This is a genomic window from Candidatus Deferrimicrobiaceae bacterium, from assembly GCA_036504035.1.
GTDB lineage: Bacteria > Desulfobacterota > Deferrimicrobia > Deferrimicrobiales > Deferrimicrobiaceae > JANXPS01.
Genome location: DASXVV010000009.1, coordinates 246,225 through 260,245 on the forward strand (window position 1 = coordinate 246,225; position 14,021 = coordinate 260,245).

Consider the following 14,021-nt stretch of genomic DNA (forward strand, 5'->3'; position numbering starts at 1 on the left):
ATGGCGCCGACCGATAGGGAGGATGAGCGGCCAGGGATGGCCACGGAAGCCATGCGACCCGGCCCGGAGCGAGAGGACAGGACGTCCGAGCGCGGAGGGAAATCCCGCCTTCGGCACCATGTTGAAATCAGAAAGGCCCCCGGGTTCCTCATCCGGGGGCCTTTTTCAGTTTCAACTCGAGCCGAAGGCGGGATTTGAAGGGAGAGCGCCGCCGAGCGGATAGCGAGGATCAGCCCGCATGGATGCGGGCGGCAGGCGATCGACCCGGCCCGGAGCGCGAGGACAGGACGTTCGAGCGCGGAGGGAAATCCCGCCTTCGGCACCATCGCAATAAGCAAAGGGAAGTCAGCTTTACGCCAGGTTCCCTTTTTTCATGGAATCGGCCCGACTGGCTCAAAACTGGCTCGCGTGGCCTGGAGGCCTGATTTCGCTGGCTGAAAAACCGACGATTCCAACCGAGTCCCTGTTTTGACTTCTACCAATCTCAGGACCAGAATACCGGATATATTCAGGCATAAATGGACAGGAGACGCCCCTGAGCTTTGTTGTTCAGAGGCATTCGCGCACCATTGCCGACGTAAAGATCACGAGCATCGGAGGCCGGAAAGGACTTGGTCATGCTCGCCTCCTTATTTACTTGGAGCTCGACCTTCCGCGACTTCCGGAAAACACTACCGCCTTCCTCATGGAGATCGGAGGCGACCTTTCAGTCAACCGAGGAGCAATCAGCGTCCCCTTGGGGGCGCTCCACCCATGTGATCGCCCAGGAATCACTGAAGCCTTATTCGAAAATTCACGGAAGGACTACAGGACCCTGATGGTCGAATTGGACCACCGACGAATTGAAGCGTTGGAAGATATCCGCCAAGGCGGCGACCTTACTTTTTCGGCCACCCTTTGGGCACACGTGAAATATCGCAATGACATGGAAATTTCCACCGATACCCTGACTCACTTCATCAATCAGGGGGTATGGGTCAAAATCCTGAAAGAGCTGGGCTACGCCGAGCTGTTGTTGCTCGAAGTGCCTGTGCCCAACTCAAACATCCACCCCGAATTTTCCAAGGCGGTAAAACACCTTGAGAAGGCGCATCGATTCATGATGCAAGGATACTGGCGCGACGCCGTCGGAACATGCCGCAATGTACTCGAGTCCCTGCGAGTAGCCTTAGGAGAGAGAAAATATAAGGACCCCACAACAGATCCATGGTTCGCCAATCTGCGGGAAAAGAGCAAAGACGAGCGACTTGAAATAATCCGGAAAGCGCTGGAGGTATACACGCATCCCGCTCACCATGCTGATGAGAACGCCGCCGGAATCGAATGGGACCGCACGGACGCCGTGGCCATGCTATCCATCCTTTCGGCGCTGTTGGGATGCTACATGAAGCCTGCAAAGGTTTCGGAGTAGGTTCGTGTCCATATTTCGTTAACTGGATGCCCGAATGACAGACTCCATTTGGATTCGCACAGACGAGCGCACCGAAGCCCTGAAAGCTCTAGAGATGGTCGTGGACTCTCTTCGAGCCGCAAGGATTGATCCATATCGATGGAAATGGGCCATTTTGGCTATGCAGAATGCGATCCAAGCCCTTATCGTAACCACCATCAGCGGTACCGATGGATTGGGCGCTCTCCGCCCCGATATCGCAAGGAAGTGGATGGAGGCCTATGAGAGCGGAACAGATAATTTTCCGGCGGAGATGAAGATCGACTGGTTCCCTGAGCTATATGATCGGATGAAGAAAGAGTTCAGTTACGCTCCTGCCAGCGCCGTAGACGATGGCGTGACTAAGGTCAACAATCTCCGAAATCGTTTCGTGCATTTTTCAGCCCAATCATGGTCACTCAATCCAAGCGGACTTCCGCAAATGTTCAAGGATTGTCTCGCTGTAGTCTCCTTCTTGATCGGGAAGGCGGGAGGCATCCCAGCATGCGAGATCGGCCTGATCGAAAATTTGACACATGCCCACGTGGAAGCAGTAAAGCTGGCTGACGAGATCGACTCGATGTACCACCCGCGAGGGGGATTTTTCTGATAGCAAAGAGACGGATTTAAGAGAAAACTCTCGTGTGATTAATCTGCATATCTTAAAGAAGCCTTCTCTATGTCGAGCGAGAAATCGTCGATGGAGCCTTTCGTATAGCGCAAGTTCAGCACCTTCATCGAAAATCCCGGAAGTGGTTTACCGCCATCGAGTGGGGCAGCGGACGGCGCTACTTCTCCCGCAGGTCGCTCAGCAACCCGTCGAACATCCCACGCACGTCGTCGACGTATGAATCGGTCGATCGCCTTGGACCGTCATCCAGCGACTCGGGGTCGGTGCGCTCGCTTTCGACTTCATCGGCACGTCCGTACAGGCGCTGAGTGAATTCGTCTGTGGCAACGCCCAATCGCTCGCCCACATATTCGATGTCCGATGCTACCGAGCGCAGCGTGTCGGGATCATCGTCCCACCCGAGTGGATGATCGGATGCGAACTCCACAAACTGCCGCCGTAGCGTCTCCTGCTCCACCTCCGATACAGCATCTGGAAATTTTTCGCAGAAATTCGCGACAGCGCGAAACTCTTCATCCGTATCGAGATTCGTCAACAAGCATTGTCGCGCGGCGACGAACGGCGCATCCCCCTGCTTGAGACCACGCTTGCTCAACATCTCGAGTAGCCTGACCAGGTCCTCACGGTCGGCGTTGCCTGATTTCCACCGTTCGGCCAGTGACCCGATGACCGACGCGACTAGATCCTCTGTGTGTGGACTTTTCAGGCCATCGAGGACGCTGATGAAGAAAACCATCCGGCTTTCGTACGATGGCGGGTACGGCACCAACCCGATCGTTTGACCATACCGGTCCACCTGTCGGATCGTCGTGGCGCTTTCACTCCACAGGTTAGCAGCCAGCCTCTTGACGTAGTCGCGGCTCGCGGCATCGATGCCGGGATAGCGCCGCCCTCGCCGGCCATTCCATAGCCTGTTGTACTGCTCATAGAAGTACGCGCTGTGAAAGAGGTCGGCGATGTCCACGTCAGATCTCGCCAAAAACTGTTCCATGAAATCTTTGACTGACGGATTGTGAAATGAGATGGCAATGTCGCGCCCGAATTCCCCGCTCTTGATGAAATTACCGTCCAACTCCTTCAACGCGTCGAGCCAGTCGCCGGGTACCGTCGCAAAGCCAAAGCGCTTCTGGCGGAATGCGTAGAAAGTCCAGAAGGCTCTTTCGAGGTTTTCCAGTTTTGTTTCGTCCGGTAGGGACGTCAGCACGATCAAAAGGTGCCGAGCCGCCTCCGAAATCTGGTGCCGGAACGCGTGGTCCCACAGCCGCGACGGGTTGTCGAGGCTTTCGACGAACTCGCGCAGGTATAGGGTTGGCGCCACTGTCGTCGCATGGCACGGCTGCGTCATATACTCGATGACGCGCGGGTTGTAATTGTGGTGCTCGAGAATCTTTTCGTACCCGCGCCCCTCAAGCAGAGCCAGTTTGTATTCCTTCGGCACCTCTGAGAAATAAATGTGGTTGTAAAGGATTTTGGCCCTCACCGGGCGCGTATAGTCGTTGAGGTTGACGACGCACAACGGTAGATCAATCGACGGATGCGCAAAGGCTTCGTAGCGGTTCCGAGCGATGTTGAGGATGTATTCGCGGGTGGTGAGAATGAAGCGCCAGTTCGGATTCTCTGACACCCCCTCCATGAGCTCGATGATCTGCTGGTCTTCGTTCTTCTGCAGCATCTCTAGAGAGGTCTTTCCCAAAAAATCATCAAAGTAGAAAACCTGCTTGGACTTCTGGTTCTTCACGGGACGCAGCTCGGAGAGATCATGTGCTATACGAAACGCAGTGAATCCCTGGCGATCGACGAGATCTGCGAGCAGCACTTCCGCTAACGTCGTCTTACCAATTCCCGGAATGCCCGCCACGATGCAGAAATGTGTCTTCTCCAGAATCCTTTGCGATCGTTCGAAGCTTGGGTTTGGTACGTAACGGGATAGACGCAGCCGTATGCGATCGAGATGCGCCTCGGAGTCGCCAAAGATGCCGGCGTGGAGCACACGTTCGAGGACGCCCGCGCTCGTCAGCCATAGCTTAAAGTGCTGACGCTCGATGTCCTCGTACTGAGTGAGCAGATTGTTGATGTCATCCTTGCCCAGGATGTCCGACCAGGCAACACACCAAGGCGACAGCAGCGCGAGCAGTTCGTCTTTTCGCTGTGGCGTCAGGCCGACGGAGGTCGCGAGGATATATCGCGTGGGCTTGAGCGCCTCAAGCTTAGGCCGCTCCTTTTGTTTCAGAGCGCGCACGAGCGCGTCATAGCCTGAATCCGCGTAGTGCTTGACCTGGAGGATGAGCGTGTCGGCATTTGTGCAGTGGCGAAAATCAATCCCGGAGTCGCGACCCGCCGTGAAGCTCTCGAGCCGGACCCCAAGCGGCTTTTGCAGAAGGTCGCGGCAAAGTAATTCGAAGTCATGCGGCGACAACGATCGGAAGTCGTACTCAGCCATCAGCTATAAACCGAATGAAGGGATTTTTTCGCTCCTCGCGCCAGGAGGACAAGATCCGTTCCGGCCGTCGCATTGTTCATAAATTTACGTTTTTCTTTGATGCGGAGTGAGTAGGAAATCCACCACCGGCTCGCGAAGCCATTATATTTGTCCCCAAGGAATTGGGAACACCGAAACCCGCGGACACCGCTAGCATTCCGGCGATGTCCATAGTCCTTGCGAGTCTTAGCTGGACGATGGTAAGGATAAGTATAGCCGTGATCGTCATAGTCCCCTAGTACTGGCCGAATGCGGATTGCGAAGCCGGTTAAAAATTCGTCCCGCTTCCCCCGTGTTCAGCCGATCCGGAAGTCGTTCCAAAAATGTCGGCAGGAACTTGAGGTTGATGACGACGGCGCCTTTTGCCTTGCCGCTGACCTTCACGAACGCGTTGCTGAAAATGATCACGGGTTCCGCGGTCGACTCCTTGATCTCCCACTTGGCCAGCATTTCCCGTACGGCGAAACATTCCGCCCACGCCTGCTTCAGAAAATCTTTCTCGAACACCTTTCCATCACGCAGCAGGATTCCGTTATCGAACGTCACGGTTCCCCGATGGCTTTTCACTTCCAGCGTAAAAACCCCTTTGGGGCCAACCAGGATGTGGTCGATGTTTCCGCGACCGGTATCAAAGTCATTGATGATGAAGTTCCCATCCGGAAGCCCCTCGATGACCGCGCCAGTTTTCTCCTCGGCAATAGCCCCTCGTTCGGCTTGCTTGGCGCGCTTGATCGTTGCGTTCCCTTTTTTCTCGAGCACCTTGATGCCAACCAGAAAGAGCCCCCCGACGACCAGCGAGCCAGTCAATCCCAACGACATGACCGTTTTCACATTCCGGCTGTAAACGAAGATCGCCAGCCATACCAGCAGCAGAATTCCCAAGGCCGCCGCCATCCGGCTTGCCTGCATCTTTCGGGTGCTCTCCCCGGCTTTACCTCTAACGTTTTTGCGAACGGGCGAAGCCATGGAATCTCCTCTTAGGTCGAATGATTACCGGGAAGAACTGCCTCGCTCAGAGTAAGCCGGCCATCCTCATACTTGTATTGACGCCAACGCGAAAAGGCTCCCTCGCGAATTGGTTGTGCAGCCAAGGGATTATGAAGGACAACGAAATCTTCCCCATGAATAACCGGGGAATTCGCCGCATCAACCGCTGAATGGATGATCGCGCTTATGCCCGCATATGCTGGGTTGAGAAATGCTGTCGTCGGTATTTGCGCCCCTGCCAATTTGCTGATCGCTTCTCGCTTTTCGAAATACCTGTCGACAATCTTCCCAGTTCGAACATCGAAAGATACGGCTGGATGTCCGAAAGGCAGGTATGCCTGAATCGGATATGGAATCACCCCTCCAAACGAGGCATGTGGGATCATGCGGCAATTAATCGCCAAAATATACCCGTCATCTATCCCGATGATCCCCTTTTCGAGATCGCGCTGGTACTTCGCGTGCTTTTCTGCGAGTGCGTGCGTATATCGGAGAAGGATTTTCTCGGTGGGAACGTTGAATGCGGCCCCCGGAGGGAACTCAGAAACTCTGTCTGGTCCTTCCCCGCCCTCAGGTGCGATGGCCTCGACCCACACCCGCCTGCCGTCAATTTCGATGAAGAACTCCGGCCCTTCATCAGATGGCTTGAAGAGCGTGAACCCCGAGTCTATGAGGGCGACAGCCAAGTACATTTCCCAGTAGCGCTGAAGGAAGTGCTTACACGCGTCCTCTCGGAAGTGTCGATCGGCGTAAGGCTGATAAATTTCCCAAAGGCGTTCGATGTTGATTTTTACTGGCCGAAGAAATTCCGACCGCTGGATGTTCAAATACCCGCAGTCGCAGTCCTTGATCCCAGGAAGGAAGAAGGAGGTTGATGCGGACATGCACGTCGGTTGCGATGCTTTCGCTGCTATAGGGGCAACCTGCTTCACCGCTGATCGTCCCGAAAGGGATTTATCCTTTCGGCATACGCCATCGCCCATTTGCCCCATTCCTCGTCACGTTGGCCAGACTGTCGAGCGACTTCAACGAATGCCAGTATGCGCTTGGATTTTTCCCATGCATCTATTTCCTTCTCTAGCTCCTGAATCCGCCGCATTTCGGCTTCTCGCTTCGCCTGAAGTTCAGCTTGCCGGGCCCTTTCTGCCGCCCTTTCCCTTTCCTCCCTTTCACGTCGACGATGTTCCAATATTTCGTTTGCTGCGAATTTACGGATGATCTCAAGAAACTCCCCGAGCCGTTCCTCCAAACGAATATTTTTCGTGTCCGTGCAAGTTTTCCGAAGCCCGTACCCGCCCCAACTGTCGATCTTTAGGATTAGCTCTCCGTTCGGATGATAGTCCCACCGGCTGGACCAAACATATTCCCCTCGCGCTTTCTTGCGAATCTCCGCTGGCGTGGGAACGTGGTCAGACCGTTTGACGCGTTCCTCCATTCCAATCCGAATATTTTCCCCGAGGATCACGACAAGCGTCTCGTTGTCTTCTCGCCCGCCGATTTTTACCTGCCAACCCAAGGCTTCCATCGATTTAATCAAGACGCTATAGATCCGCAGAGCCCGTCCGAGGTTCGCAGGGCTTACGCGGAGGTCGAGATTCCCACGACCGCACGACATGACTCCATATTCGCCTGGCTTCATTCCCTTGAAGGCCTTTCGCGCTTGGTCGACGAACCTATGAGGGCTGTGAAGCGTTTCCGGAACGGGAATATCCTCGGGGATGGCAACGTTTAATTCGTTTGCAAGAATCAGCCCTGCCTCGTCGAGGACAGGGGCATCGACAATGTACCGTTTGGATAAAATCGTCGGATGATCCGAGAAGGCCGGTAACGGCTTTCTCGGCCCTTTGCGGCTGGCTGGACGCCTTGCCCAATACCCCTGCGGCGGGAGAGGCACAGAGAGCTTCTTGCAAATCTTCTTGAGAGCGACATCGGAAATTCCGTATCGCTTCGCCAGCGTCCTCATCGGTTCAGCCCAAACTTCTTCGAAGAGCTTTTCCCGCTGGTACGTAGTTGTGACCCACGCCATGGCAGTCCCCTCCTCGAGCAACGATAGTGGGGACCATTTTAGGCGCAGATGGGACCGCGGAGGTGCCTGCCCACAGGAAGTTCGTGAACTGTCCGATCCAAATGGTTATCGAGCATATCTAGGCTACAGAACCGGGGAAAATCCATTTCTCCCGATTATCGATTGGCCCCTGCCTACTACGGGTCCGGAATAACAACAGAGATCGTCTCCCGACGGCGGGTGTCGAAGAGCAGATTCCGAGTTGCGTCGACAGGGAAGTGTTCCTTCAACGGACTTACCGGGGTATCGGCCAATAGCAGGGAGACATGCCCGGGGCTCTGCCCAAGCCGTTGAAAATGGATCTTCGCCATGAAGGCGTATTCGTTCATGACGCCGAGAATCTGACGGCTCGCCGTCTTGCCGAATGCCACCTCTGTCATCCGTCCGATTTCCTCTTCCACGAGATCGAAGGGGATGCCAAGTTTCACGAGATGGATCGCAAGCGCACCGGGAAGTTTTCCACCCAAGTCGCCGTGAACCTCACGCATCGGGATCAGCAATCCGAGAAACGACCTCGCGCTCACGCAGAGCCATAGCCGCTGGTTTCGAGTGATAAGTGGGTTTACATACCAATCGCCAAGCGCCGTTGTCGACGGAGGAACCGGATCGGTCGGCTCGACGCCGAGCCGTTTCAGGGCTTTCACCGTGCAGCGGAGGGTAAACATCATATCGCTCCAAGAAGGAGGAATATGGGCCGGAAGCGAATTGACATTGGCCCTCTAATGCAACTGCCTGGGGGCGACCGTGGACATATCCTCCCAGCAGCCTTGCCAGTTGCAGATATTCCCTCCATCGTCGCATTGCGGGCACTTCCATTCGATATTGGGCTGGCCATCGAGTGACCTGCTGGGACCGATCCGAACGAAGATGGTTCCGGGGCATGGGCGCCGACCTGGGCGTCGACGACACGGGACGCCCGTATCTTCCCAATCATGCGGAAGTGAGCGCGTTGCCCGCATGATGATCCGTTCAAGAAATTCGGCGAATTTACGGGCCGGGCCTGGAATAGCGTCCGGTTGGTGCTTTCCGGTTTTTTGGGTTTTATGAGGTTTGCGGGGCAATAGTTGATCCCAAGGTCATTTCCCGAATGATGGGTACGGCCCGAATAATATAGCATTCCGTGCAGACAGGCATGGCGACATCATCCCGGGCATAGTATATTCACGAGTAGTCTACTTACGTTTCTACTCATGGAGGGCACCGCAATGCCATTTGTCGGGAGAACCGAGGAACTCCGGTTCCTGGGGAAACACCATGAGGGAACGGAATTCCGGTTCATTCCGATCTACGGGCGGCGGCGCGTGGGTAAAACCACCCTGGTCCGGGAGTTCGTGAAGGACAGGCCGGCCATCTACTTTCTGGCCGACACCGTTTCGGAATCCGAACAGCTGAAAAATCTCGGCCGCGCGGTCGGTGAGCACTTCGAAGACACCCTGCTCGTCGAAAACGGATTTCGGGACTGGCAGCAGTTTTTCAAATACCTCAGTGATAAATGCGCCAAGCGGCGCCTTGTGCTCGCCATCGACGAGTTCCCTTACCTTGTCAGCGCGAACAAGGCGATCTCCTCGATCTTCCAGAACGGAATCGACACGTACCTGAAGAAAACAGGCCTATTTCTCATCCTCCTGGGATCGAGCATCGGCATGATGGAACGCGAAGTCCTCTTCGCCAAGGCGCCCCTCTATGGTCGTCGAACCGGCTCTCTCGAAGTTCGAGAACTTCCTTTCCTTGCGCTGAAGGATTTCTTTCCGGGGATGGATTTCCGGAAGCGTGCAGCGATCTACGCAACGTTCGGTACACTTCCTGCCTATCTGGAAAAGATCCGCCCGAACGAGAGCATCATCCGCAACATCGGAGAGCAAATCCTGGACCGCCATTCCTTCCTCTACAACGAGGTGGAGTTCCTTCTGAGGGAGGAACTCCGGGAACCGCGAGACTACTACGTCATCCTTCGGGCCATCGCGCAGGGGAAAAGAAAACTCTCCGAGATCATCAACGACACCGGATTCGAGAAGTCCCACGCCTCTCGATATCTTGACGTCCTGCGCAGCATCGGCCTCGTGGAAAAGGAAATGCCTTCCACCGAAAGAACGCCGGAAAAGAGCCGCATCGGTCTCTATCGCCTCCATGATCGTTTCTTCGGTTTCTGGTTCAAGTATGTCCTTCCGAACCGCGGAAAGATTGAGATCGGCAATCCGGACCATGTTCTTCGCGAGGTCGAGCAGACATTGGATATGCACGTTTCGATCGCATACGAGTTTATCGCGAGGGAACTGTTCCTTGACGTCGCCAAGCAGGAGAAATGGCCCATCACGGCAATTGGACGATGGTGGTCCCGCAACGAAGAAATCGATTTCGTCGCCCTGGACGAAGAGGAGCGATCCATCTGGTTCGGCGAATGCAAATGGAGCAGGAAAAAGGTCGGCACGGATATCTACGAAAATCTGGTCCGGAAGGCAGGCTTGGTCGAATGGAACATCGGCAAGCGTTCCGAGAGGTTCATCCTGTTCAGCCGAAGCGGATTTACCCCCGCGATGCATGAAGTCGCAAAGAGAGAGAACGTGATCCTGGTCGAAGGAGAGGAGCGAATTCACGGGTAATTTACGCCATCGGACGGTCTGCCGAAGAGCCGTCGCCTCCTCCACACAATCGCATGTTCCCGTTCATTATGACGCCCCACCCACCGGGTCACACCCGGTGCACTGGCGCCGGCGGAGCGAGGGACCGGATGCCCCGAGCGTGAGCCGGGCGGGCGGCAAGCGATCGACCCGGCCCGGAGCAACGGGAATCTTCAACACGGGCCAGGGCAGCCAGTTCACGAGCGCCGATCCACCCCGCGCACGAAGGTATTTATCGGGCGGCCGGAGCGATCTTCGTTTCCCACGCCTGCATCTTGTCGCGGGCCGCGCGGGCTTCGGGCGCGTTCGGGACCAGTTCGAGGTAGCGTTTCATGTGCCCGATCGCCTTTGCGTACATTCCCGTCTCTGCGTATAGGAGGGCTGCGTTGTACTGCCCCTCGGCCCAGAATGGATGGATGGCAAGCCCCTGTTCGTAGAATGAGGCGGCGCCTTCGAAATCCTTGTTCGCCGACGCTTCCTCCGCCAGCGTCTTGTACCGGCGGGCCCCCTCGGGGAGCTCGGGTCTCGGCCGCATCTCCCGCCATGCGGCCGCTTTTTCGCTGAACTCGGCAAAGGCCGCGTTGTCGCCGGCCAGCGGCTGGGCCGACGTTAGATACCCGAGCGCGTGGACGGCGTCCACGAACCGGCGGGCCTCCCCCGGCGAATCCCAGGCAGCCTGCTCTGCGGTTTCGGGCCCCAGTTCGACGAAGGACTCCTTGCCCGATTCCTTCACTGAAAGATCGTTAAGTTCCCGAAACCGATACTGTCGTGTACGGGCCTCCCCGTTCGCCAGCCAAGTCAGGGAAAAGGCGTCGTCAAGGACACGTGTTTCCCTGTATGGCCTTCCCCCGTGGATCTTCGCCGTGCGGAGCGTTTCCGCAAGGCTCCTCCGGGCTTCGGAGACCATCAGGGCAGGCGCCCCCTGCGTGCCGGGCCTATAAGTCGTGCGGGAACATCCGGTGAGAAGCGATACCATCGCCAAAGTGATGATGGCACGAACGCCGAAGTCGAAAGAGATTTTCACTTTTACCTCCCGATCGTCCGTCGCCGGCGGCCGTTTCGGCCATCGGTTGCTGCGGCAGTATACCTTGTCGTCGGATAAGGCAGCCATTCCCAGGACATCGGAAGTCGCCGCCGTTCAGGCCCAGTTTACCCCACCGGCGAAACGGGTGCCCTGCAGGGGTCGCCCACCGGCCTTGCCTTCCTCCCCCGCAGGGCTTACGTGCCATCGCAACCTGGCGTTATTCCTGAATTATTCTGATCCAGGCCCCGCGGATCCCGCCCCTCCGTGCAACGGTTTTCCCCTTGACACCCCCCCGGCTTTTTCATACAGTACCCGGGCGGAGTTTCCTCCGGCAACATCCACCCAAATCATCAAACCGCATCACCCTGAAATGCAAGACAGTCGGATACGCTAAGGTTCCCGAACCGGAAATCCAAAAACCCAAGGAGAGAACATGGCAACGTCAAAGATCATCTGGACCGAGATCGACGAAGCACCCGCCCTTGCGACCTACTCCCTACTCCCGATCGTGCAGGCCTTTACCAGGGGGACGGGCGTCGATGTCGTGACCAGCGACATCTCCCTCGCGGGCCGGATTCTCGCGAATTTCCCCGAGAACCTGACCGAAGCGCAGAAGATCGAAGACAATCTTGCAAAGCTCGGCGCCCTCGCGAAGACGCCCGAAGCCAACATCATCAAGCTTCCGAACGTCAGCGCCTCGATCCCCCAGCTCAAGGATGCCATCAAGGAGCTCCAGTCCCAGGGCTTCAAGGTTCCCGACTACCCCGAAGATCCCAAGACCGATGCCGAAAAGGCGCTCCATGCCCGGTACGCCAAGTGTCTCGGAAGCGCCGTGAACCCGGTGCTTCGCGAAGGGAACTCCGATCGCCGGTCGCCCCTGGCGGTCAAGCAGTTCTCCAAGAAGCACCCGCACAAGCTGGGCGCGTGGAGCAAGGATTCCAAGTCGCACGTGGCCCACATGACCGCCGACGATTTCTACGGATTCGAGAATTCAACCGTCATTCCGAAGGCCACCGAGTACCGGATCGAGTTCGTCGGCGCCGACGGCAAGGCGGTCGTCCTCAAGAAGAACGCCCCCCTGCTCGAAGGCGAGATCATCGACTCCACGCACATGAGCGTCAAGGCGCTTCGTACGTTCATCAAGGAGCAGATCGAAGACGCCAAGAAGAATGACGTCCTGTTCTCGGTCCACCTCAAGGCCACCATGATGAAGGTTTCCGACCCCGTCATGTTCGGCCACTTCGTGACCGTCTTCTTCGAGGACGTCTTCACGAAGCACGCGGCGGCGCTCAAGGAAGCGGGCGTCAACCCGAACCTCGGCCTCGGCGACCTCTACAAGAAGATCCAGAATCTGCCCGAAGCCAAGCGCGCCGAGATCGAGGCCGACATCCAGGCTACCTACAAGGTCCGCCCCGCGCTCGCCATGGTCGATTCCGACAAGGGCATCACCAACCTCCACGCGCCGAACGACATCATCATCGACGCCTCCATGCCGGTCGTCGTCCGCGAGTCCGGCAAGATGTGGAACCCCGCCGGTCAGCTCCAGGACACCAAGTGCGTGATCCCCGACCGCTGCTACTCCACGATCTACAAGGAAGTCATCGAGAACTGCAAGCAGCACGGCGCTTTCGACCCCGCCACCATGGGCAGCGTCCCCAACGTCGGCCTCATGGCGCAGCAGGCCGAGGAATACGGCTCCCATGACAAGACCTTCATCGCGGCCGCTCCCGGCACGATGCGCGTCGTCGACGCCTCGGGCGCCACGCTTCTCGAGCAGAAAGTCGAGGAGGGCGACATCTTCCGCATGTGCCAGGCGAAGGACATCCCGGTCCGCGACTGGGTCAAGCTGGCCGTCACCCGCGCGAAGGCCACCGGGGCGCCCGCCGTTTTCTGGCTCGACGAAAATCGCGCGCATGATTCCAAGGTGATCGCCAAGGTCAAGACCTACCTCAAGGACCACGACACGACCGGCCTCGACATCCGCATCCTGGAGCCCGTCGCCGCCATGCGCCTCTCGTGCGACCGGTGCCGCGAAGGGAAAGACACCATCTCGGTCACCGGTAATGCCCTGCGCGACTACCTGACCGACCTCTTCCCGATCCTCGAGATCGGCACCAGCGCCAAGATGCTGTCGATCGTCCCGCTGCTCGCGGGCGGCGGCCTCTTCGAGACGGGCGCAGGCGGCTCGGCCCCCAAGCACGTCCAGCAGTTCGTCAAGGAAGGCTACCTGCGCTGGGACTCCCTCGGCGAGTTCACCGCCCTCGGGGCGTCGCTCGACCACATCGCCGCCAACTTCGGCAACGCGAAGGCCAAGGTGCTGGCCGAGACGCTCGACCAGGCGGTCGCCGAATTTCTCGACAACAACAAGTCGCCCGCCCGCAAGGTCGGCCAGATCGACAACCGCGGCAGCCACTTCTACCTCGCGCTCTACTGGGCCAAGGCGTTGGCCGCGCAGACCTCGGATGCCGTGCTGCAGGCCAAGTTCGCCAAGATCGCCAAGGATCTCGGCGACAACGTGGCCAAGATCGACGCCGAGCTGATCGCGGCCCAGGGCAAGCCGGTCGACATGGGCGGCTACTATCACGCCGACACGGCCAAGGTCGAGAAGGCGATGCGCCCCAGCCCGACGCTCAACGCGATCATCGACGGCATCGCCTAACGCTTTCAACTCGAACTTCACCATCCGCCCAGCAAAAGGCGCCCGGCAGAAATGCCGGGCGCCTTTTTTATTGAACCGCAAGACCGTTCGAGCGAATCTCCTTCGGGGATCAAGAAAGCTTAGCCGGAT

Annotated in this window: 10 protein-coding genes; 4 read left to right on the top strand and 6 right to left on the bottom strand. The window is 57.4% G+C overall.

From position 1 onward, the window contains the following. Positions 1-817: 817 nt before the first annotated feature. Entirely contained in the window at positions 818-1,411 is a 594-nt protein-coding gene (locus tag VGK27_06870; protein ID HEY3489826.1) for a hypothetical protein, read from the top strand. Positions 1,412-1,445: 34 nt separating this feature from the next. After that, the gene (locus VGK27_06875) at positions 1,446-2,039 is read left to right on the top strand and encodes a hypothetical protein (protein HEY3489827.1); all 594 of its coding nucleotides are present in this window, start codon (positions 1,446-1,448) and stop codon (positions 2,037-2,039) included. Positions 2,040-2,217: 178 nt separating this feature from the next. On the opposite strand, the gene VGK27_06880 is transcribed toward VGK27_06875, so the two are convergent. The 5 genes from VGK27_06880 to VGK27_06900 all read right to left on the bottom strand — a co-directional run bounded on the left by VGK27_06880 (position 2,218) and on the right by VGK27_06900 (position 8,259). Then, a complete protein-coding gene (locus tag VGK27_06880; protein ID HEY3489828.1) occupies positions 2,218-4,500 on the bottom strand; it encodes a restriction endonuclease in 2,283 nt (760 codons plus the stop codon). A 264-nt stretch (positions 4,501-4,764) separates the two neighbouring features. Next, positions 4,765-5,505 (bottom strand): nuclease-related domain-containing protein, encoded by a 741-nt coding sequence (locus VGK27_06885; protein HEY3489829.1) that lies wholly within the window; start codon positions 5,503-5,505, stop codon positions 4,765-4,767. Between the two features lie 11 nt (positions 5,506-5,516). Beyond that, positions 5,517-6,458: a hypothetical protein gene (locus VGK27_06890; GenBank protein ID HEY3489830.1), complete on the bottom strand. Its 942-nt coding sequence runs from the start codon at positions 6,456-6,458 to the stop codon at positions 5,517-5,519. Next, positions 6,455-7,552, bottom strand: coding sequence for a hypothetical protein (locus VGK27_06895; protein ID HEY3489831.1), 1,098 nt, complete (start codon positions 7,550-7,552; stop codon positions 6,455-6,457). Before VGK27_06895 ends, VGK27_06890 begins: the two co-directional genes overlap by 4 nt. A gap of 176 nt (positions 7,553-7,728) precedes the next feature. After that, complete coding sequence (locus VGK27_06900) at positions 7,729-8,259, bottom strand: hypothetical protein (GenBank protein ID HEY3489832.1); 531 nt, start codon at positions 8,257-8,259, stop codon at positions 7,729-7,731. 537 nt (positions 8,260-8,796) lie between these two features. Between VGK27_06900 and VGK27_06905 the strand changes: the two genes are divergently transcribed. Then, positions 8,797-10,191 carry an ATP-binding protein gene (locus VGK27_06905; GenBank protein ID HEY3489833.1) on the top strand — a complete coding sequence of 465 codons (1,395 nt, stop codon included), beginning with the start codon at positions 8,797-8,799 and terminating at the stop codon, positions 10,189-10,191. Between the two features lie 250 nt (positions 10,192-10,441). On the opposite strand, the gene VGK27_06910 is transcribed toward VGK27_06905, so the two are convergent. Beyond that, on the bottom strand, positions 10,442-11,233 hold the full coding sequence (locus VGK27_06910) for a hypothetical protein (protein ID HEY3489834.1): 792 nt from the start codon (positions 11,231-11,233) through the stop codon (positions 10,442-10,444). 433 nt (positions 11,234-11,666) lie between these two features. Here VGK27_06910 and VGK27_06915 point away from each other — a divergent pair, with 433 nt between their 5' ends. Next, positions 11,667-13,892 (top strand): NADP-dependent isocitrate dehydrogenase, encoded by a 2,226-nt coding sequence (locus tag VGK27_06915; GenBank protein ID HEY3489835.1) that lies wholly within the window; start codon positions 11,667-11,669, stop codon positions 13,890-13,892. The last annotated feature ends 129 nt before the right edge of the window (positions 13,893-14,021 follow it).

Bases quoted from the DNA above. Each gene is read 5' to 3' on its own strand.
- VGK27_06905 (HEY3489833.1), top strand. From the start codon at position 8,797: ATGCCATTTGTCGGGAGAACCGAGGAACTCCGGTTCCTGGGGAAACAC.
- VGK27_06870 (HEY3489826.1), top strand. From the start codon at position 818: ATGGTCGAATTGGACCACCGACGAATTGAAGCGTTGGAAGATATCCGC.
- VGK27_06915 (HEY3489835.1), top strand. From the start codon at position 11,667: ATGGCAACGTCAAAGATCATCTGGACCGAGATCGACGAAGCACCCGCC.
- VGK27_06880 (HEY3489828.1), bottom strand. From the start codon at position 4,500: ATGGCTGAGTACGACTTCCGATCGTTGTCGCCGCATGACTTCGAATTA.
- VGK27_06885 (HEY3489829.1), bottom strand. From the start codon at position 5,505: ATGGCTTCGCCCGTTCGCAAAAACGTTAGAGGTAAAGCCGGGGAGAGC.
- VGK27_06895 (HEY3489831.1), bottom strand. From the start codon at position 7,552: ATGGCGTGGGTCACAACTACGTACCAGCGGGAAAAGCTCTTCGAAGAA.
- VGK27_06875 (HEY3489827.1), top strand. From the start codon at position 1,446: ATGACAGACTCCATTTGGATTCGCACAGACGAGCGCACCGAAGCCCTG.
- VGK27_06900 (HEY3489832.1), bottom strand. From the start codon at position 8,259: ATGATGTTTACCCTCCGCTGCACGGTGAAAGCCCTGAAACGGCTCGGC.